We start from the raw sequence: 19,762 nt of genomic DNA on the forward strand, positions 1-19,762 counted from the left end.
CGATTACATTCGTAATATTTAATTATAGATTACAAATGTAATACGAGGGGTGGAATTCTATAAAATGAAGAAATTACCTAAAATATCGGAAGCTGAATTGGAAATCATGAAAGTTCTTTGGTCAAGGTCGCCTCAAACAGCCAATGAAGTAATTGAAGTACTTGATGAAACGATGAATTGGAAACCGAAAACGATTCGAACGCTTATTAATCGATTAGTCCAAAAAGAGGCTGTTTCTTACCATCAGGATAAAGGGCGTATGTATGCATATTATCCTTTAGTGTCGCAAGATAGTTATCTGCAAGTAGAAACCAAATCGTTCCTCAAAAGTTTCTGTGGTGCAGCATTTAAACCTTTACTTGTGAATTTCTTAAAAGAAGAAAAACTTTCTTCAGAAGATATTAACGAACTCAAACGTATTCTGGATGAGAAGACTGTGGAAAGTCAGAGGAAGGATAGAGGATGATAGATATGTTTGTAAATGTCTATCTACCTCGATTTTTTGATTGGGTGATAGAAACATCAATTATGGCAAGTATATTAGTCGGATTAATCTTATGTGTCAAAATCTTGCTTAGAAACAAGATAACTCCGCGATGGCAGTACATGTTATGGATGATTTTAATTGTAAGACTTCTATTACCATGGTTACCAGATAGTTCCTATAGTATTTATTCTCTTCTTTCATATAGCTCTGGCGTGTCTGAGATTTTTCAAAAGGATACTACTCCAGCTATACAACAAAAAAGCGTGTCAGAAGATAAAGCGAATCATTCAGTAGCTACAAAAGGAGATAATTACAAATCTAACTCCGTAAATGCAATGAAAGAGAGTGACCAAATAGATAGTAATAAAAAGAAAGAAGATACTACATTTTCCGTTTATAAAGTTACGTTATATATTTGGCTTTTTGGAGTTGCTATTCTAGCGACAATAACTTGTATTACGAATAGACGATTATATTCTTACATAAAAAAGCAATCCAATATTACGGATGAAAAAATTGTTGGGATTTTTGAAAACTGTAAACAATCTATGGGAATTAAAAAGCAAATTCCATTACGGTTGGCTGGGAAAATCTCAAGTCCGACTGTTTTTGGGCTTTTTCGCCCGAGAGTATTATTATCAAGCAGACATATGAAAGTATTGAATGAGCAACAACTACAATATATTTTTTACCATGAGCTATCTCATCTGAAACGAAGAGATATAGCTGTAAATTGGGTTTTGTATAGTTTAATCATCTTAAATTGGTTTAATCCGATTCTTTGGTATGCCTATTCATGTATGCGAGAAGATCAAGAACTAGCCTGTGATGCATTTGCGCTCACCTTTATAGAATCAGAGGAACAAATTGCATATGGACATACAATTATTACTCTTTTAGAACATTATTCAAGTTATTATCAAGCACCGAATCTAGCCAATTTAAGTAGAAATAAACGAACGCTAAAGAGGAGAATTCTTATGATTAAGAAATTCCAAAAGAAATCATATCGCTGGTCTGTGCTTGGAATTATTGCAATAGTTGCTGTTGCATCTATTTCTTTATTCAATGCACCTGTAATAGAAGGAGATCAAAGGCAGAAGGGACAAACGATAGAAAAAAGTCAGAAATCTAAAGATGCTTTCCAAAATGCTGTAGACAGGCTATTTGGTACAGAAGAAAATGCGAGAAAAGAGTGGGGTTTCTCAAAAAGAACATATGAAAGTCGAACGGACTTTTTATACCATGCTGAAAAGGCTTTAACAAAAGAAGAATTTGAGAAGTATGTGCAGTTATATAAAGAGATATTACATATTGAGAAAAAAGGATTAATTAAAGTAAACATGCCTGAAAAATTCCAAGGGAATATAAAAGAGGTTAAAGAAGAGCGTTTAAGCGTAGAAAATCGTGAAAAATTAAATGAACTTCGTAATAAATCTAAACTTTATGAGGATAAGGTAGGGAAGTATCTAACATATACAGTTGAAGAAGCGCAGCAACATGTGGATTTCCAAATTAAGAAGCCAGCTTATACAATTGAAGGATACACCCTCAAGGACGAAAAGGTGGGTTATTACCTTAAAAGAAAACCAGAATTAGTTATTAAATTAGAATATGCGAACGGAAAAGGAAATTATACAATTTCTCAATCACAAGTATTCGGAGAAAGTAAAGATCCGTTCCATCATTTGTTTGTAGTAGAAGAAAACATTGAACAATACGAATTAGAAGGCAATCAAGTATTCTACTCTACTCATAACTCACATAGTAATTTACAAGGTATGAAGATGATTGTTCCTGCAAAAGGGAAAAATAGTGCGTATCAAATTGTCATTATTAATCATAGTTTAGACAATCCAGGGGAAGCAGTGTTCGATAGGAATGTAAATAAAGTGGAACTGGAAAAAATAATGCTTTCAATGCTGAAATAATAAAGAGGTGTTTTGAAGGTTTATATCTTTAGAACACCTTTTAGTTATATTAAGCCTAAATACTAGGAGGAAAAGAAATGCGTTCAAACAAATATAACACCTTAGCATTACTTTGTATGATGTTGTTTTTTATTACTTGGGCATTAATATTTTTATATGGGAATTATAACTATTCTGCTGATGATGCGGGCAGTAATTTTACTCCTGCTGAGATGAGAATATCGATTGTACTTGATATTTTACAGATGGTATTCCTTGTGATGTCTTTTGTATTCGGATTGATTGCATATTATGTTTCAGAGGACAATGGAGGATATGCAGGAATATGTATCTTAACATCTCTCGTCTTGTTTATAGTTTCAGGGTTTTATGATGTTGTAATAGTTTACATATTAGTAACTGATCCAATACATTGGAAGCTTTTTTTCATGTAATTATTAAACAAGAAGTGCTGGTGAAAGATAATATCTCTTTCTAAATAGGATAGCGCCATAGGCCCATCAACTTAAGAAAAATAAACGCCCCAAAACGAAAAAAAATGAGCTGACTTCTCAAAGTAACTACCTGTAGAGAAAGAAAATTTTCGTTTAGGGGGTACTTCAAAACCTTAGCTTGTTGGCATGGTGATGGTGTATCACCATGTTCATAAGAAGGGGAACCACCGTGATCTCCTACAGATTTATTACTTATAACACCAAAACCACCAGGATCTTTTACAGATTTATTACTGATAATACCACCGTCACCTATATTGGTGTCACCTTTGTTTAATGTTGTAACATTAAAAGCTATAATTCCAATTAGCACTAATCCTGTAACCGTTAATCTAAGCTTTTTCATCATTTTAACGCCCTTTTACTGATAACCTTTTTCTTGCTTCATTACTCATATAAAAATATTTACTAGCCTTCATATGATTTTCTTCTGCATAAAATTTATTGGCTAGTCGTTCTGCATATTCTTCAATACAATTCCATAATTCTTCTTTTTTAAAGTATGAAACTCCTGCTGATACAGCGTTTTTCAATTCTGTAGTGATAGATGTATTGTTCATCTTTTCTAAAATTTTAAAGCGATATTGATATTCTTTATTTTTTAAATCATTACAAATAGTTAAACCTTTTTCAATGAGTTGAGATGCAATTTCTAAGTTACCTAATTTTGAAATTTTATCAGCACCTTTTGTTCCTGCCACTAATTGAACAGTTGCTAGCTCGACTTGGGCCTCTACATTTCCAAAACATTTAGCTCTGCTATTCCAATCTCCGTTTACAACATCTTGATTCCACGAATCAGAAATAGCTTGTTTTACAGCATCGAATGTTTCGTCTAGGTGAGAAATGGCATACATAGCAGTATGATGTTTTTTCGTCCCTCAATTTTTAGGAGTCCTTTTTTATTAAAGCTGTTGGGTTTGAGCCACTGGGTTATTGGCAATAGAACAAGAACAGAGATAAGCAAAAAAGGGGCTTTCTCTCCCTTGTGGGAAGTCGCTATTTTTTTATACAACAATTGTTGTGCTAACATCAATTTGATGTAGGTATGGTTTTGGTTGTCCAAATTTGGATAGTGGATTAAACTAATGTTCAGTGTCCGAAAGGGTTTGGAGTTGTATTTTTTTAAGTAATGAGATTGCTTGAAAATATTGATATAACAGCCTTTTTGACACCTATTTCCTTCTGTTATATATAGACCTTGATAGACATAATGATGTACTATATTGAATGAAAAATACATGAAGGAAGGACATAAAATGGGGAATTTATTATTGATGATGATTGAACGCGTTGGTTTAATCGTCATTTTAGGATATTTACTTTCGCATATTAAGGTGTTCCGTTGGCTACTGTATAAGCAAGAAGGCTATAAGGGAAGCTTTATGTTAATTGGCATATTTTCATTATTTACAATTGTAAGCAACTACACAGGGATTGAGATTTCTGGTAATACGATTTTGAATGACAACTGGCTACGGGGCGTCTCTTCTTCTAGTACGATTGCGAATACGCGTATTATGGGAATTGGGATTAGCGGGTTACTTGGAGGTCCAATTGTTGGAATAGGAGTAGGATTTATATCTGGTATTCATCGTTATGTGCTCGGGGGAACGACTGCATTAAGCTGTGCACTCTCTTCTATTTTAGCTGGTATTGTGACAGGTTATATTGGCTATTTATATCAAAAATGGAATCGCGTTATAACCCCAAAGTTTTCTTCAGTGCTTAGCATCTGTATGGTATCGCTGGAAATGCTTATGATTCTTTTCATAATCGATGACGGCTGGAGCATTGTGAAAACTATTGCAATCCCAATGATTATTGTAAATGGTTTTGGAAGTTATATTCTATTGTCAATGATTCAGTCCATTATACGACAAGAAGAGCATACGAAGGCATTACAAACGCATAAAGTATTGCTCATTGCTGATAAAACGCTTCCGTATTTTCGCCAAGGGTTAACGGAAGAATCATGTACGCATGTGGCACAAATTATCCATCGCTTTACAGGAACAGATGCAGTATCTTTAACAGATACAGAAAAAATATTAGCACATGTTGGAGTAGGATCTGATCATCATATTCCTTCCCATAGCTTAATTACTGAATTGTCCAAAGAGGTGTTAAAGGGCGGAGAGATTATGAAAGCAAAGTCGCGCGAGGAGATTAATTGTCCGCATGAAGGGTGTTCATTACAAGCGGCAATCGTGATTCCGCTCACATCTCATGGAAAGACCATTGGTACGTTAAAGCTTTATTTTAAAAATCCGAATTCATTAAGCCCCGTTGAGGAAGAGCTGGCAGAAGGATTAGCAAAAATCTTTTCAACGCAGCTTGAGCTTGGAGAAGCAGAACTGCAAAGTAAATTATTGCAAGATGCGGAAATAAAGGCGCTGCAAGCACAAATTAACCCTCATTTTCTTTTTAATGCGATTAATACAGTCTCTGCTTTATGTCGTACAGATGTAGAGAAAGCAAGAAAACTATTGTTGCAGCTAAGCGTGTATTTTCGCTGCAATTTACAAGGTGCAAGGCAGCTTCTTATTCCGTTGGAACAGGAATTAAATCATGTACATGCGTATTTGTCGTTAGAACAAGCAAGATTTCCGAATAAATATGAAGTGAAAATGTACATTGAAGACGAACTGCATACTATTTTGCTTCCACCGTTTGTGCTGCAATTATTAGTAGAAAATGCTCTTCGTCATGCATTTTCTAAAAAACAGCCGATATGCCAAGTTGAAATTCATGTTTATGCTAAGCGAAACAGCGTACATTTCAAAGTAAAAGATAACGGTCAAGGGATTGAACCAGAGCGATTAGAGCGGTTAGGAAAAGCAGTTGTATCGTCAAAAAAAGGAACGGGAACAGCATTATATAATATTAATGAACGGTTAATAGGGTTGTTTGGAAAAGATACAACGCTTCATATTGTAAGTAGACTAGAAGTAGGGACGGAGATTTCCTTTACGATTCCAATTCAAAGAAAAGGGGGAAGCGATATTGAGAATATTAGTAATTGATGACGAAATGTTAGCGCGTGACGAATTAAAATATTTATTATATCGAACGAAAGAGGTCGATATTATTGACGAGGCAGACAGTGTAGAAGAAGCGTTAGAGAAGTTGATAGAAAGTAAACCGGATCTTGTTTTTTTAGATATTCAGCTGTCGGATGATAATGGATTTGAGATTGCTAATATACTAAAGAAGATGAAAAATCCACCTGCTATTGTATTTGCAACGGCCTATGATCAATATGCCATTCAGGCTTTTGAAGTAGATGCTTTAGATTATATTTTAAAGCCGTTTGACGAAGAGCGCATTGTTCAAGCGATTAAGAAATTTAAAAAACGAAAACAGCATGAAATGGCGGAAAAACAAGAAGTACATGCGCCCAATGTATCTAGCAGAATGGAAAAATTAGCGCTACCTATTGATGAATCGATTGTATTAGTGAATATAGAAGATATCGTATATGCTGGATTGTTGGACGGAAAAGTAATTGTGAAAACGATTTGTGATACGTATGTGACATACGATACACTTGCCATTTTAGAAAAGAAATTGCTGCAAACGAATTTTCAGCGTGTTCATCGTAGTTTTATCGTAAATGTAAATCATATTTCTGAAATCCAGCCGTGGTTTAACTCTACGTATAATTTAATTATGAAAGAGGATTCAAAAGTGCCTGTAAGCCGCACATATGCAAAAGAATTAAAGAAGCTGCTTCGTATTTAACGAGCAGCTTTTTGCATTTCATCCTTCCTTTTCTGTAATTGATTTCATATATTTGACGCTCTGTGTTGTAAGTACCTACACAATCGTTTACATCCTATACAATAAAGGCATCAAATCGAAAGAGGTGGAAGGATAGTATGAAAAAATCATCTATTAATCCATGGCTTGTTGTACTTGGTACAGTTATTGTACAAATGGGACTTGGAACGATATATACATGGAGCTTATTCAATCAACCTTTAGTTAGTAAATACGGATGGAGTCTTAATGCTGTTGCGATAACTTTCTCAATTACTAGCTTTTCTTTAGCATTTTCAACTTTGTTTGCGGGTAAATTACAAGAGAAATTGGGACTTCGTAAGCTCATTATGATAGCCGGATTAGCCTTAGGAATTGGCTTGATGCTTAGTTCGCAAGCTTCTTCATTACCAATGCTTTATGTACTAGCAGGGGTTGTTGTAGGTTACGCAGATGGTACAGCCTATATCACTTCACTATCCAATTTAATAAAGTGGTTTCCAAAACGTAAAGGTTTAATTGCTGGCATATCTGTCTCCGCATATGGCACAGGTAGTCTAATTTTTAAATACATTAACGCAAAGTTCATTGATTCAGTTGGCGTATCACAAGCGTTTTTATATTGGGGCTTAATTGTTGCAATTATGGTAGTGATAGGTGCTTGTCTAATCCATACAGCCGCTGAAAAAGATACAGTTCATGAAACAAAAAGTCATGACTTTACAACAAGAGAAATGCTAAACACAAAACAAGTTTATCTGTTATTCATCATGTTATTTACATCATGTATGAGTGGCTTATACTTAATTGGTATGGTAAAAGATATCGGTGTTCAACTCGTAGGACTTAGCGCAGCAACAGCAGCTAATGCTGTCGCTATGGTTGCGATCTTTAATACGATTGGCCGAATCATTTTGGGACCGTTGTCAGATAAAATCGGCCGTTTAAAAATTGTTTCCACAACGTTTGTCGTCATAGCTATGTCTGTTTTTGTACTCAGTTTCGTGGATTTAAATTATGGTATCTATTTTGCCTGTGTAGCAAGCGTAGCTTTTTGTTTTGGTGGAAATATCACCATTTTCCCAGCTATTGTTGGTGATTTCTTCGGTCTAAAAAATCATAGTAAGAACTATGGTATCGTGTATCAAGGTTTTGGTTTTGGAGCACTCGCAGGTTCCTTTATTGGTGCAATTCTAGGTGGATTTAAACCAACCTTTATGGTAATTGGCGCGTTGTGTGTTGTATCATTTATTATTGCTATTTCAATTCGACCACCTAGTCAACAAGAAGAAAAACAAGAAAATTATCGTAGTGCAGCGTGAGTATTTTGAATATTGATATATTATAAAAAGAGGCTCATTTAAAGTTTAAAGATAAAAAAAGAGGGATTCGCTTTTCTAATGAAAAGTAAATCCCTCTTTTTATTTAAATTTATAAACATATATGATCTTAAAATTTAACCTATTTTCAAAAGAATTCCCCTTCCTCAAGGAATGAGAAGGGTGTGAAGACCAATGAGTAGGGAGGGGATGCATTTTGGTTGGTATAAGCCAAAGGAATGAAAATGGAATTTCCTCAAACCAGATAGAATTGTGGATAGTTTACGTTGATAATCAGTATGTATGAATGAAATTATCAAGTCATAAAGATTAAACACTTTGTTTCACAACACATTATGTTTTCTTATTTCTAGAAATGTTGAAAATTAATATATTTAAGGTTATATTATCAGAGTGAATAATAATCAGATTTTTTAGTTTTTGGGAACTTGCCTTTTTATTTGTATATTTATCTTTAAAGGAGCTATTTTATGAATTATAAGATTGTATTTTTTGATGTTGATGGAACTCTTACACATCATGAAAATGGAAGTATTTCAAATAATACGAAAGAAGCTATAAAAGCGTTGAAGAATAAAGGGATAAGGGTAGTTGCAGCAACAGGAAGACCGTTATCGATGTGCGATGAGATAAGAGAATTAGGAGTCGATACATTTATTACAGCAAACGGAGCTTATGTGAAGCACAATCAAGAGGTTCTTCATAAGGTACCAATAGATAAAAATATCATTCGAGAAGTGGTTGAATTTGCATCTATAGAGAATACCGGGCTGTCATTCTTTACAGAAGATTTTAGTATGAATGGTGTAGAAGATAAAGCAATATTAAAAGCATTGAATGAAACGTTGTCATTGAATACTTATCCAACTACAAATAAACACATTTATAATCAAGAGGTATATTTGATGTGTTTGTATGCTTCTGATGAAACAGTAGAGAAATACATTCATAAGTTTCCACATTTAACGTTTAGCAGATGGCACCCTTTTGTTTTAAATGTATTACAAGAAGAAGTATCCAAATCTTTAGCAATCAAAAGTGTTTTACGGTATTTTGGCATTGATAAATCCGAGGCTGTTGCGTTTGGGGATGGAGGAAATGATATAGATATGTTGGAATTAGTAGGTCTTGGGATTGCTATGGAAAATGGGAATGAACAATTAAAAACCGTTGCAGATTTCGTCACGAAAAAGTCAAGTGAAGATGGGATCGATTTTGCTCTTAGAAAGTACGGAATTATTTAAGTATTAATAAAGAATGGATATTTTTGTTTGGAGTGATTTCTTTGATAGATTTGTTTCAATATAATTGGCAAGTTAGAGAAGAATGGTTTAAGTGGTGTGAAGCAGTTGCGAGTGAAGAGTTGACGAAAAAACGTACAGGCGGTATGGGTAGCATTTTACATAATTTATTTCATGTGATTGATTGCGAACAATTATGGGTTAATCAGATGCAAGGAACTACTGTCATTAAAAAAGATATTAATACAATTTCTAGCCTAAGTGATGTCAAGATATTTTCTAATATAACAAAACAAATAACACAGAGATTTCTTGAGTCATATACTCTTGATACTGGTGAGAGAATTTTAGAAGTTAAGAGTAAGAATGGTAATTCAATTTCATTTACTTATGAAAGAATTATTCGTCATATTATTACTCATGAAATTCATCACATTGGACAGTTGTCTGTTTGGTCGCGAGAAATTGGCATTGAGCCTGTTTCATCTGATTTATTAATAAGGGATTATGTAAGAATTTAGTTCGCTTCTGTTTCCTCATAGAAAAAAGCAATCGGTTGAATTATTAAAGTTGAAATTAAGATCCATATGGCAAGGATAAGAAATGGATTCGTCATTGGACTTATAAAAATTAATAAACAAGTTAGTAAATGAAATAGGACATAAATCAAAAAAGATTTTTTTGTTACATGTAATGTTGTACCGCAGTTTGGACAAAAAAGCTTGTGAGTGTTATTTCGTAAAAAGAAGGTTGTCTTTTTTATTTTGATATGGCATTTAGGACATGTTTTCAGTTTTGTTTCACCTCATCACTTCTTAATTTGAAGACTACAAAATTCTTTGTATAAAATAAGAAAAGGAGTAGAGTAATTCAATTTTTTTCTTTCCCTATAAATTTACGTAAAAGAGAGTATATTGCTAGAAAAATGATGATATAAATCCCAAAATCAATTGTAAATAATAAAATGTCGAATTTATCCCGGAATATGTTGTAATTTAGATTGATATGGGAATATATGAATTTAGAAATGAAATTGGAAAGCAAGATAGAAAAGAACACTACAATGAAGTCCTTCATTAATTACTAACCTCCTATAAAATTCCATATACGTATGATAATTATACTGAAAATTCTAATTGTATTCAATGGATGAATAAGAAACCTTTGAAGGGTTTAATTTATTTTGCTCATTCTGTGACCAAATGAACTCAATATAAGTAGAAATACTACATGTAAATGTTTTTCTATCTAATTGTGGAACAGTAAAGATTCTTTTTTTTAGGAAAAATGGATAAATTCCGTGTCATTTCTTTGTTACCTTTATAAAGGAGGCTACAGTAATGAGGAAAACTTTTCTCTTTTTTTAACTCTCTTTGTATACTCCGGAGAGCCTCCTTTCTAAATAAAATTTGGGATATAAACGTCGGATTTTAAAAATAACCCCTTTGTTTGCATTTGTTCTCCAGAGTGCCTTTCATTCCTTGAATCGTTTTTGTTTTCTTAAAGGCTTGCTTGCAATGCAAATATCTACGGATAGAAAAAAATGTTAAAAGAGTTCAAAAATGCTTTGTAATCGCTTACAAATTGTTATACTATTAAATTATAATAATGAATTATCATGATGATTTATTATTATAATTTAATACAGAGGATATAGGAGTAATAAAGGACGAAGATGTTAAACACATCTGAGCTAACTATATACTGTTATTTACAGAAGATTAAGGTGAAAATAATTTTTTTTGTGAAAAATTGCTCATTAATTCACATGATGGGCAGTTGAAAGACTGGGGGATAATTTGTGAACAAGAATAGTATGTTACGTGTGTTAGAGAAAGAATTAGTTGTAGCTTTAGGGTGTACAGAGCCAGTGTCGATTGCGTTAGCCGCAGCTACTGCAAGAGATTATATGAAGGGCGACATGCAGTCAATCGAAGTACTTGCAAGTGCAAACGTCATTAAAAATGCAATGGCGGTTGGTATACCAGGAATGAAGGCTACTGGAATTGACTTTGTTGCTGCTTTAGGGGCGTTAGCAGGAGATAGCAAAAAAGATTTAGAAGTGTTAGCCGGAATCTCAGAAGAAGATGAAGAACAAGCAATCTCTTTAGTAGAAGCGGGGAAAGTGTCTGTAGAATTAGCAGATACGTCTAAAAAGCTATACATTGAAGTGAAGCTTACGACAGACGAGGGATATGCAAGGGCTATTATTCAGGATAATCACACATTTATCGCATTAGTAGAAGCGAATGGGGAGCTTGTTTATAAAAATGGATGTGGAAATACACACTTTGCCACTTCTGAAGAAGAACGTGATGAATTAACGATTCCAGAAATCTATGAATTTGTTACGACTGTAGATGTAAAGGGATTGGCACTTGTAAAAAAGAGTATTGAACTGAATCGTAATGTGGCATTAGATGGCTTGTCGAATGAATACGGCTTACAAGTTGGAAAAACATTAAAAGCAAATGTATTGAAAGGAATTCTATCAGATGACTTAACAACTCATGCGATGGCATTAGCAGCTGCTGGTTCAGATGCGCGTATGGCCGGTTCAACAATGCCAGTAATGGCTAACTCAGGAAGTGGTAATCAAGGAATCGCCGTAACGATGCCTGTAGTAGCCGCAGGTGAGAAATTAAATGTTTCGGAGGAAGAGTTAATTCGTGCTGTTACGTTAAGTCATTTATTAGCGATTTACATTAAAAATCAGTTTGGACGTTTGTCTGCACTTTGCGGTGTAACAGTTGCTGGTGCAAGTGCCTCAGCTGCTATTACATATTTATTAGGTGGAGATATTGAAAAGATAAAGTATGCAATCCAAAATACACTTGGAAATGTGACAGGAATGATTTGTGACGGAGCAAAAGCAGGATGTGCGATGAAAGTAGCAACTTGTTCAAGCGCAGCTGTACAATCTGCACTGTTAGCCTCACAAGGAATGTGTATCTCTGCTACAGATGGATTTATCGAAGCAGATGTTGATAAAACAATTGAGAACTTTTGCCGATTAGGAAATGAAGGTTCATCGAATATGGATAAGATCATGCTAGAGATGATGATTAATAAAAGAAAATAGTAGGGATGTATCACCTTGTACGCGACGAGTATGTGTATATTCCATTAACAACAACTGCGAATAAAATTGGTCGTATTTGTTGGGTAGGGTTTAGCAAAGTAAGGATAAGATATGAATATACAAAAAGCTCAGATGATTTTTCTTGTCAACTGAGCTGTATATTCTTTATTATGTCTACCAATTTTTATAATTCGAAGACACATTATACAGCATAAAGCATATGGAATTAAAAGAGCATACAAGTGGAATAGTCTATTCATTTTTCAATCAAATAGCTGATTATGTTTTGAAAAAACTATAGAAAAATTATTAAGAAAAGAACGAAATGTATTACTTTACTTCCTAAAACTCACTTATAAGCTAGTACGGCCCAGTGACATGGTGCTGTTTGTCTCCAATTTACACTAGAGAAACCGCTCATTCTTAACATTGTATCAAGTTGAGTTATTTGGGTATAATCTTCTGTAGGGTCCCAACGTTTTCCTATTCGTTGTTTTGCATCTTCCATAGCAATTTTGGATGCGAACATAATGTCTAATAAAAGAAAAGTCCCGTTTGGTTTCAAGATACGATATACCTCATTGCATGCTTCTTCTCTTTGTTCGGGTAAAACTTCATGAAAACAAAAACTTGAAATAACAGAATCGAAACTCTCACTTTTTTGTCCTGTATTCGTAAAAGTACCAGTTTTTAAGTGGAAGTTTGGATACTTATTTTGGCATTGTTCTAACATTTTTTCTGACAAGTCAATTCCAAACATATTAGAATCATTTTTACTTACTAAAGCTGCAAAAGCACCTGTACCGATGCCAATGTCAAGAATTCTATCTTTATCGTTAGTATAAAGCATTTGCTTTGCTTCAAGTAAACTATGATTGTATCCATAAAGCGGGCCATTTGGATTTTCTAAACTTTCATCATAAGTTTTTGCCCAATCATTAAAAAGTTTTTGAGTAGTTTCAAACGTTCGTAGCAAATAAATTGCCTCCTTTATAAATGGTCTACCTCAGTTTTCAATGTGTAAGTAATCTTCATATTCATCATTGTTATCACTCCAACTAATATGTACTAGATGAATATCTTCGATTTGAAATTTTGAAATCCTTCTATAGTGTTTAAAATCAGTTTTAGGTAACAAACTGTGATAGGGGGGATTTCTCTTAAAAAGGTGGTAATCTATAGTAACATTAGTGATGCTATGTAACATAAATGTGCCTTCTTACATAATTAAATTTTGCAATTTATAATGTAAATAGAAGTTCAATTTTATTAAGTGGAGGAAACGAACATGAAAGCAGTTGGTTTGTTAGAATACCTACCTATTGAAAATGAGAACAGTCTAATCGATATTGAATTACCACGTCCAATACCGAAAGAAAGGGATATACTCGTAAAAATTCATGCTATTTCGGTTAATCCAGTTGATACAAAAGTTCGAGCACCAAAAGACAAGAAAGAAGAAAATTATAAAATACTCGGATGGGATGCAAGTGGTGTTGTTGTGGGAGTTGGAGAAGATTGTACTTTGTTTCAGCCAGGCGATGAAGTTTTCTATGCAGGAAGTATTATTAGACCAGGTACATACAGTGAGTATCATCTAGTGGATGAGAGAATTGTTGGAGCAAAACCGAAAAATTTGACTCATGCCCAATCAGCTGCTATTCCTTTAACTGCAATTACAGCGTGGGAAGGATTATTTGAGCGCTTAGCAATTGATTTTAATAATAAAGAAAAGAATAAATTGAAAAATATTTTAATTATTGGCGGTGCAGGTGGTGTAGGTTCTATTGCCATCCAATTAGCAAAGTGGGCTGGTCTAAACGTTATTACAACTGCCTCTCGAAAGGAAACGAGAGAGTGGGTGGAAAGTTTAGGTGCTGATTATGTTATCAGTCACAGTGAATCATTTAAAGAACAATTATCGCAAATGAAAATAGAAGAAGTTGATTATATTTTCTGTTTAAATAATACAGATCAGCACTGGAACGGCATGGCAGAAGTAATCAAACCGCAAGGGAAGATTTGTTCGATTGTAGAAAATGAGAAACCGTTAGAGTTAGGGATATTAAAAAGTAAAAGTGCTTCATTTGTTTGGGAATTCATGTTTACAAGAGCTATGTACCAGACTGAAGATATGATTAACCAGCATCTTTTGTTAAATCAAGTTAGTGAGTTACTGGATCAAAAAGTGCTTAAGACAACTTTAAACAAGACGCTATCACCAATTTATGCGGCTAATATTAGAAAAGCACATGAGATGATTGAAACAGGAAGTACGATTGGAAAGATTGTATTGGAAACATTTTAAAGGTATATAAGTGAATACTACCAAGGGTGAAATATGAAGAATGGAGCTGTATGTACTACAGCTCTATTTTTATTTTGTGTAGGTTTGAAATGCTGTTATTAATTTTGATAAATCATCAAAACAAGCTCTTCCCATGGTAAATTAAATAGTTGTTTTATAAAAAAGTTTGACTGATTTGTGTTCCTTTTTCAGCTAACACACCAACTAGTTTAATGTTCTTCTTTAAAAGTTTTGTGGTTTTTCAACATATAAACCTAAAATATATCCACAATTTAAACAGAAATATGAAGAGATTGGTGAAGATTGACTTCTTGGATTGTTATAGGAAAACATATGAACTACTCCGTTGCCTGCATTTATAATCCCTTTCTCAATTTGATTAGCATTACACTTAGGACATACTTTCTCTTTCAACGCTTTTCACTCCATTCTTTTATTCAAGTTCCATTCTCATATATATTTTAACAGGAATTTGAAATGTGTTGCTCTATTAAACTGCATCTTTAGTTCCTTAAGATTAAGTTGGAAATTACAAAGCGTTTTCAGTTAATCTTTTTTCAAAACTACAGTTCACTCACGTCTAATATGTTAAACTCCCGCATATATGTGAATTTGAAATAGAGTCACGATGTTTAATAGCAAGAGCTGATCCTAAAAATATTTAGTGTCGGCTTTTTCCAATTAATGTAGAATAATAGTGTGAATATTCATTTTATATAAATTGAGGACAGAATTTTTTCATATTTATGATGAAATAAAAGTGAAACTATAAATTCTGAAGGGGTAATTGGTATGAAATTTGCTATAATGGCTGACATTCATGGAAATAAAGATGCCTTACAAGCTGTACTAACAGATATTAATAACCGAGGGATTCAATCTATTTATAATTTAGGGGATAGCTTATATGGTCCTTTATTTCCACTGGAAACCTATGATCTTTTAATGAACCAAAATATTCAAAGTATTAAAGGGAATTGCGATCGAATATTATTAGAGTCTAATACGTCTAATTTAACAGTTCAATATGTACAGAATTTATTAGAGGATGAGCATAAAATGTGGATTTCTAATTTGCCTAATTTCTTACAAACGGATGATTTTTATTTTTGTCATGGAACACCGACAAGTGATGAAATATATTTGTTAGAGGAAATGAACGCTAGTGGATCAGTGCTTAAAAAGACAGAAGATATTATGAAATTAGTAAGTGGTATTCCACAAAGGCTTATTTTTTGTGCACATACACATATCCCAAGAGTCATTTATCTTCCAAATGATAAAATAATTATTAACCCAGGAAGTGTTGGGCTACCTGCTTATGAAGATGAATTACCAATCTATCATAAAATGGAATCAGGTTCACCATTTGCTAATTATACAATTGTTACAAAACAAGAAAATGATTGGATGATAGAGCAATTACATATTCCTTATAATCGAGATGGAGCAATTAACAAAAGTGAAATAAATGGTCGCTTAGATTGGGCTAGAGCAGTGAAAACAGGAAGAATATAAAGTTTTATAAACTGAGAAGTATGATGATGATAACCTTTAGATATAATTACGACTAAAGGTTTTTTTAGTATAAAAAATGAAACAAATACAAAATTACAAGGAGACAAGTTTATGGAAAATAATAAAAATGTAATACTCGCTTTGACTGTTTTTGCTTTAGGTTTAGCATTTTTTGTTGGTGGCATGGTTTATTCATTATGGGGATCATTTTGAATGCTTAAATTGTCGGTTTGAAACAAAGATGCATCGTTTGTAAAAAAGTCGTATCTTTTTTATAAAAATTTTATAACCATTCACAAGAAAAGACTTCATTTTGCGCAATCTTTATTTCAAAATGAAGTTTTTCTTATACAAACAAATATGGTTTAATAACATTCTTTTAATTAACCTTTATTTCAAAGTTATAACATACATATTATTTTAAAGAAAGTTCTTGTAAGAAACGTTTGATTGTTGCAAATGCGTAAGTTTCTTTATTTTTTAATGCGCAGGAAAATAAAGGGACGGTGTGAGAAAGTGCTATAAGGAACGAGATTCATAAAAAAGAAACGATTGCTTTTTCATATCAAAGGAGGGAATCGTATGTATATTGTGTTCGGGATTGGACTTTTAATTGTAGTTTTTATCTTTTTACTAGCAGAAAAAATTACTCCAAACTCAGCGATGATGGTAAGTTTTCAAGGAAAACAACTGAAAAAGTTTCTTATAGGATTAACAGCTATTGGTGTTCTTTGTACTGCTTACGGAGTATATCAGAAAGTGACATATAAACTTCCCTTTGTTGATATTACGGTAAATAATGAGAAGTATACTATCTTTGGAAACATTGGGGAGTTAGGATATTATTCCGATGAATTGATTAAGAAGGAAAAAGAAACACATATGTATATAACACTTTGGGAAGATATTCGCCTAGCGGATACTCGAATGGTTATCACATATCCATCTGGAAAAGTGGAAGTTTGGGAACCGCAAATCTCTTTGTTTACAGGTACAACGAAACAAAACGTGAATAAAAAGTTTAAAATCAAAGGAATTTATGAGATGTCTCCTTACACGTTTAAAGAATCGGGAATTGTAAAAGTAACTTTAAAAAATGGAGCGGATACAATTGGGAGCATGTCAGTGAAAGTGCAAGAATGATTTTCGAAGTGTATGCATCTTACTTTTTATGTAAAAGGATTCATTATACTTTTTGTCGAATTTACAGGAAATAGGTGGGTTTATAGTATTACTAATAAAGTGTAGATAAGAGAGAAGGGATTCGTAGTGAATTATGTAGTTTTAAAAAGTCATAGGACGAATTATCCGAATCCTATTAGCTTAGTTAAAGGGCAGTCATTTAGTATTGGTGAAAAATATAAAGGATTAGAGAATTGGGATAATTGGTACTTCTGTACAACAATCGATAAAAATGATTCCGGGTGGGTGCCAGCGCAATTTATTCAATGGAAAGGAAAAGAAGGTATTGCTATGGAAGATTATACCGCAAAAGAGTTGAATGTTGATGAAGGGGAACAACTAGTAGGGTTAAATGAACTTAATGGATGGATTTGGTGCAAAAGAGTTCTAACTCTAGAAGAAGGATGGGTACCAAAAGAAAATGTAAAGCTCGTTATATAAATAGTAAGAAGAGCGATTAATCAAGGGGAATAAAAATTTGCAAGTAACTGGGAGGCTGGAGCAGTGATTTATGTAGTTCGACACGGACAAACCGATTTGAATAAAGAAGGAAGACTGCAAGGAAGAGCCGGATTACCTTTAAATGAACATGGTATAGAGCAAGCGAAACGTTTAAGAGACAAATTGAAAAATATAAAATTTGACTACGTATTTTGCTCTCCGCAAGAAAGAGCAATTCAAACAGCGGAGATAGCAACCGGTATAAAAGTAATAATTGATGAAAGACTTGATGTTTTTAATTTAGGAGAAGCGGATGGATTAAAAAAGGGTGAAGTAAAAATGGCTGGAGCTGTGCCAGATTCCAGTGTTTATAACGGTGTTGAAGAACCTAATCGTTACGTGAAAAGAATCTTTGGTTTCATGAATGAACTTGAAAGTAAATATAGGAAAAACGAGCTGAATATTTTATTATCCGGACATAGATGTACAACAGGGTGTATTGCTGCTTATTTTGAAGGGATACCAGAAGACAGTAATATTCTTAGACTTTCATCAAATAATGGAGAATATAAAGTATACAACTTCAAATAATCTAAAGATTTTGAAATGAGGAGAAGCTATATGATTAAAGCTATTATTTTTGATTTAGATGGAACTCTATTAGACAGAGATCAGTCTCTTAAACTGTTTATTAGAGACCAATATAAAAGATATCTCGGTGAACTTAAGCATATATCTGAAGAACAATATGTAACTAGGTTTATTGAATTAGATAATAAGGGTTATGTTTGGAAAGACAAAGTATATGAGCAATTACTTAGAGAATATGGTATTTCCAGTTTAACTTGGGAGCAGTTATTAGAGGATTACATAAAGAGTTTTCAGCATCACTGTATGCCATTCCCTCATATGGAGAACGTTTTACAGGAGCTCAAAAAAAGAGGGTTCTTATTAGGCATGATTACAAATGGATTTACTGAATTTCAATTACTGAACATTCGTGCTCTTGGAATTGAGAAGTATATGGATACTATATTAGTGTCCGAGCAAGAGGGGATAAAAAAACCACAAGCTGAAATCTTTCTAAGAGCTTTAGAAAGATTAGGTGTCAAACCTGAAGAAAGTATATACATAGGCGATCATCCAGAAAATGATGTAATCGGGGCTAGAAATGTAGGGATGCATGCGATATGGAAGAAGGATACATTTTGGGGACAGCCTTTTACAGGTGAACATGTTATTGAGGATTTAGAAGAGTTGTTGGAAGTAGTGAATATAGTTTCAAAAGTTTAAATGATTTCTAAGAATAGATTGTATTGAATATGGAGGTATTTATGAAATTTGTTTTATTATTTGGACCGCAAGAGGTTGCTAAAATCATTCAGGAAAAGTTTCAATTATAAATTTGTAATACAGATGCACTACATACAAGGGGTGTTATATGTTGCGTATTAGAGAGGCAACAGAAAGTGATGCAGTGGAAATTTTATATATTCGAAAGAGTATTATTTCTCAAAATAAGTTTTTTATCCCTACAAGCGAAGAATTTCATGTTGATGTTGAAGCACAGAAAAAGAAAACAATTACAAATAGTCAGCAGGGCGGCGTAACATTTGTTGCAGAAGATGGTAGACGAATTGTTGGTTTTTTAGTGTTTACAAGAAATTCTATGAAACGTTTAAATCATACTGGCTCATTTGGAATGGGGATTTTAGAAGATTATCGTAACCGAGGTGTAGGAACAAAATTGCTTTCACAATTAATAGATTGGACAAAAACACAAGAGGGTTTAGAAAAAATTTGTTTAGGTGTTTTCTCAACAAACGAAAGAGCAATAAATGTTTATGAGAAGATCGGTTTCAAAGAAGAAGGTCGGGAGAAAGGGCAGATTAAATTTGAGGATGGAGGATATGCGGATAATGTTCGGATGGCGTTGTGTTTACAATGATAAATGAAGATTGAAATAAAGGAGGGCT

19 protein-coding genes and 1 pseudogene are annotated in these 19,762 nt (G+C 33.4%); 16 read left to right on the forward strand and 4 right to left on the reverse strand.

Going from position 1 to position 19,762, the window contains the following annotated elements:
• The first annotated feature begins 64 nt into the window (after nt 1-64).
• The 3 genes from AB1280_RS03875 (at nt 65) to AB1280_RS03885 (ending at nt 2,852) form a co-directional block, all read left to right on the forward strand.
• Nucleotides 65-466 carry a BlaI/MecI/CopY family transcriptional regulator gene (locus AB1280_RS03875; protein WP_429754924.1) on the forward strand — a complete coding sequence of 134 codons (402 nt, stop codon included), beginning with the start codon at nt 65-67 and terminating at the stop codon, nt 464-466.
• Nucleotides 463-2,418 (forward strand): M56 family metallopeptidase, encoded by a 1,956-nt coding sequence (locus AB1280_RS03880; RefSeq protein ID WP_429754925.1) that lies wholly within the window; start codon nt 463-465, stop codon nt 2,416-2,418. The genes AB1280_RS03875 and AB1280_RS03880 overlap by 4 nt, the downstream gene beginning before the upstream one ends.
• A gap of 77 nt (nt 2,419-2,495) precedes the next feature.
• A complete protein-coding gene (locus AB1280_RS03885; protein WP_429754926.1) occupies nt 2,496-2,852 on the forward strand; it encodes a hypothetical protein in 357 nt (118 codons plus the stop codon).
• Between the two features lie 40 nt (nt 2,853-2,892).
• Here the strand turns inward: AB1280_RS03885 and AB1280_RS03890 are convergent, their stop codons facing one another.
• Together AB1280_RS03890 and AB1280_RS03895 are read right to left on the reverse strand one after the other, a co-directional pair.
• On the reverse strand, nt 2,893-3,258 hold the full coding sequence (locus AB1280_RS03890) for a hypothetical protein (protein ID WP_429754927.1): 366 nt from the start codon (nt 3,256-3,258) through the stop codon (nt 2,893-2,895).
• A gap of 4 nt (nt 3,259-3,262) precedes the next feature.
• A pseudogene (locus tag AB1280_RS03895) lies at nt 3,263-3,595 on the reverse strand (hypothetical protein); the annotation flags it as partial.
• A gap of 576 nt (nt 3,596-4,171) precedes the next feature.
• Between AB1280_RS03895 and AB1280_RS03900 the strand changes: the two are divergent.
• From AB1280_RS03900 to AB1280_RS03925, 6 genes are all read left to right on the forward strand, one after another.
• The gene (locus AB1280_RS03900) at nt 4,172-5,938 is read left to right on the forward strand and encodes a LytS/YhcK type 5TM receptor domain-containing protein (protein ID WP_429754928.1); all 1,767 of its coding nucleotides are present in this window, start codon (nt 4,172-4,174) and stop codon (nt 5,936-5,938) included.
• Nucleotides 5,916-6,656, forward strand: coding sequence for a LytR/AlgR family response regulator transcription factor (locus AB1280_RS03905; RefSeq protein ID WP_272191250.1), 741 nt, complete (start codon nt 5,916-5,918; stop codon nt 6,654-6,656). Before AB1280_RS03900 ends, AB1280_RS03905 begins: the two co-directional genes overlap by 23 nt.
• Nucleotides 6,657-6,793: 137 nt before the next feature.
• Nucleotides 6,794-7,996 (forward strand): L-lactate MFS transporter, encoded by a 1,203-nt coding sequence (locus tag AB1280_RS03910; protein WP_429754929.1) that lies wholly within the window; start codon nt 6,794-6,796, stop codon nt 7,994-7,996.
• A 488-nt stretch (nt 7,997-8,484) separates the two neighbouring features.
• A complete protein-coding gene (locus tag AB1280_RS03915) occupies nt 8,485-9,258 on the forward strand; it encodes a Cof-type HAD-IIB family hydrolase (RefSeq protein ID WP_272191195.1) in 774 nt (257 codons plus the stop codon).
• Nucleotides 9,259-9,299: 41 nt separating this feature from the next.
• Nucleotides 9,300-9,776 (forward strand): DinB family protein, encoded by a 477-nt coding sequence (locus AB1280_RS03920; RefSeq protein ID WP_272191194.1) that lies wholly within the window; start codon nt 9,300-9,302, stop codon nt 9,774-9,776.
• A gap of 1,280 nt (nt 9,777-11,056) precedes the next feature.
• Entirely contained in the window at nt 11,057-12,337 is a 1,281-nt protein-coding gene (locus AB1280_RS03925; protein WP_272191192.1) for a serine dehydratase subunit alpha family protein, read from the forward strand.
• Between the two features lie 349 nt (nt 12,338-12,686).
• Here AB1280_RS03925 and AB1280_RS03930 read toward each other — a convergent pair whose 3' ends face one another.
• A complete protein-coding gene (locus AB1280_RS03930; RefSeq protein WP_429754930.1) occupies nt 12,687-13,313 on the reverse strand; it encodes a class I SAM-dependent methyltransferase in 627 nt (208 codons plus the stop codon).
• A gap of 312 nt (nt 13,314-13,625) precedes the next feature.
• On the opposite strand from AB1280_RS03930, the gene AB1280_RS03935 reads away from it, so the two are divergent.
• On the forward strand, nt 13,626-14,645 hold the full coding sequence (locus AB1280_RS03935; RefSeq protein ID WP_429754931.1) for a zinc-binding alcohol dehydrogenase family protein: 1,020 nt from the start codon (nt 13,626-13,628) through the stop codon (nt 14,643-14,645).
• A gap of 222 nt (nt 14,646-14,867) precedes the next feature.
• On the opposite strand, the gene AB1280_RS03940 is transcribed toward AB1280_RS03935, so the two are convergent.
• Nucleotides 14,868-15,059: an acetyltransferase gene (locus AB1280_RS03940; RefSeq protein ID WP_429754932.1), complete on the reverse strand. Its 192-nt coding sequence runs from the start codon at nt 15,057-15,059 to the stop codon at nt 14,868-14,870.
• A gap of 378 nt (nt 15,060-15,437) precedes the next feature.
• Between AB1280_RS03940 and AB1280_RS03945 the strand changes: the two genes are divergently transcribed.
• The 6 genes from AB1280_RS03945 to AB1280_RS03970 all read left to right on the forward strand — a co-directional run bounded on the left by AB1280_RS03945 (nt 15,438) and on the right by AB1280_RS03970 (nt 19,734).
• Nucleotides 15,438-16,163, forward strand: a complete 726-nt coding sequence (locus tag AB1280_RS03945; RefSeq protein WP_429754933.1) for a metallophosphoesterase family protein — start codon at nt 15,438-15,440, stop codon at nt 16,161-16,163.
• Between the two features lie 582 nt (nt 16,164-16,745).
• Nucleotides 16,746-17,306, forward strand: coding sequence for a hypothetical protein (locus AB1280_RS03950; protein WP_429754934.1), 561 nt, complete (start codon nt 16,746-16,748; stop codon nt 17,304-17,306).
• Between the two features lie 126 nt (nt 17,307-17,432).
• Complete coding sequence (locus tag AB1280_RS03955) at nt 17,433-17,786, forward strand: SH3 domain-containing protein (RefSeq protein ID WP_272191472.1); 354 nt, start codon at nt 17,433-17,435, stop codon at nt 17,784-17,786.
• A 63-nt stretch (nt 17,787-17,849) separates the two neighbouring features.
• A complete protein-coding gene (locus tag AB1280_RS03960; protein ID WP_429754935.1) occupies nt 17,850-18,377 on the forward strand; it encodes a histidine phosphatase family protein in 528 nt (175 codons plus the stop codon).
• A 30-nt stretch (nt 18,378-18,407) separates the two neighbouring features.
• Nucleotides 18,408-19,079: an HAD family hydrolase gene (locus AB1280_RS03965; RefSeq protein WP_272191474.1), complete on the forward strand. Its 672-nt coding sequence runs from the start codon at nt 18,408-18,410 to the stop codon at nt 19,077-19,079.
• Between the two features lie 148 nt (nt 19,080-19,227).
• Nucleotides 19,228-19,734, forward strand: coding sequence for an N-acetyltransferase family protein (locus AB1280_RS03970; protein WP_429754936.1), 507 nt, complete (start codon nt 19,228-19,230; stop codon nt 19,732-19,734).
• Nucleotides 19,735-19,762 lie beyond the last annotated feature (28 nt).

This window comes from Bacillus sp. S10(2024) (genome assembly GCF_050473865.1).
Classification (GTDB): Bacteria; Bacillota; Bacilli; order Bacillales; family Bacillaceae_G; genus Bacillus_A.

Coding starts and splice junctions, on each gene's coding strand:
- AB1280_RS03875 (WP_429754924.1), top strand. CDS start 65: ATGAAGAAATTACCTAAAATATCGGAAGCTGAATTGGAAATCATGAAA.
- AB1280_RS03880 (WP_429754925.1), top strand. CDS start 463: ATGATAGATATGTTTGTAAATGTCTATCTACCTCGATTTTTTGATTGG.
- AB1280_RS03885 (WP_429754926.1), top strand. CDS start 2,496: ATGCGTTCAAACAAATATAACACCTTAGCATTACTTTGTATGATGTTG.
- AB1280_RS03890 (WP_429754927.1), bottom strand. CDS start 3,258: ATGAAAAAGCTTAGATTAACGGTTACAGGATTAGTGCTAATTGGAATT.
- AB1280_RS03900 (WP_429754928.1), top strand. CDS start 4,172: ATGGGGAATTTATTATTGATGATGATTGAACGCGTTGGTTTAATCGTC.
- AB1280_RS03910 (WP_429754929.1), top strand. CDS start 6,794: ATGAAAAAATCATCTATTAATCCATGGCTTGTTGTACTTGGTACAGTT.
- AB1280_RS03915 (WP_272191195.1), top strand. CDS start 8,485: ATGAATTATAAGATTGTATTTTTTGATGTTGATGGAACTCTTACACAT.
- AB1280_RS03935 (WP_429754931.1), top strand. CDS start 13,626: ATGAAAGCAGTTGGTTTGTTAGAATACCTACCTATTGAAAATGAGAAC.
- AB1280_RS03945 (WP_429754933.1), top strand. CDS start 15,438: ATGAAATTTGCTATAATGGCTGACATTCATGGAAATAAAGATGCCTTA.
- AB1280_RS03950 (WP_429754934.1), top strand. CDS start 16,746: ATGTATATTGTGTTCGGGATTGGACTTTTAATTGTAGTTTTTATCTTT.
- AB1280_RS03965 (WP_272191474.1), top strand. CDS start 18,408: ATGATTAAAGCTATTATTTTTGATTTAGATGGAACTCTATTAGACAGA.
- AB1280_RS03970 (WP_429754936.1), top strand. CDS start 19,228: ATGTTGCGTATTAGAGAGGCAACAGAAAGTGATGCAGTGGAAATTTTA.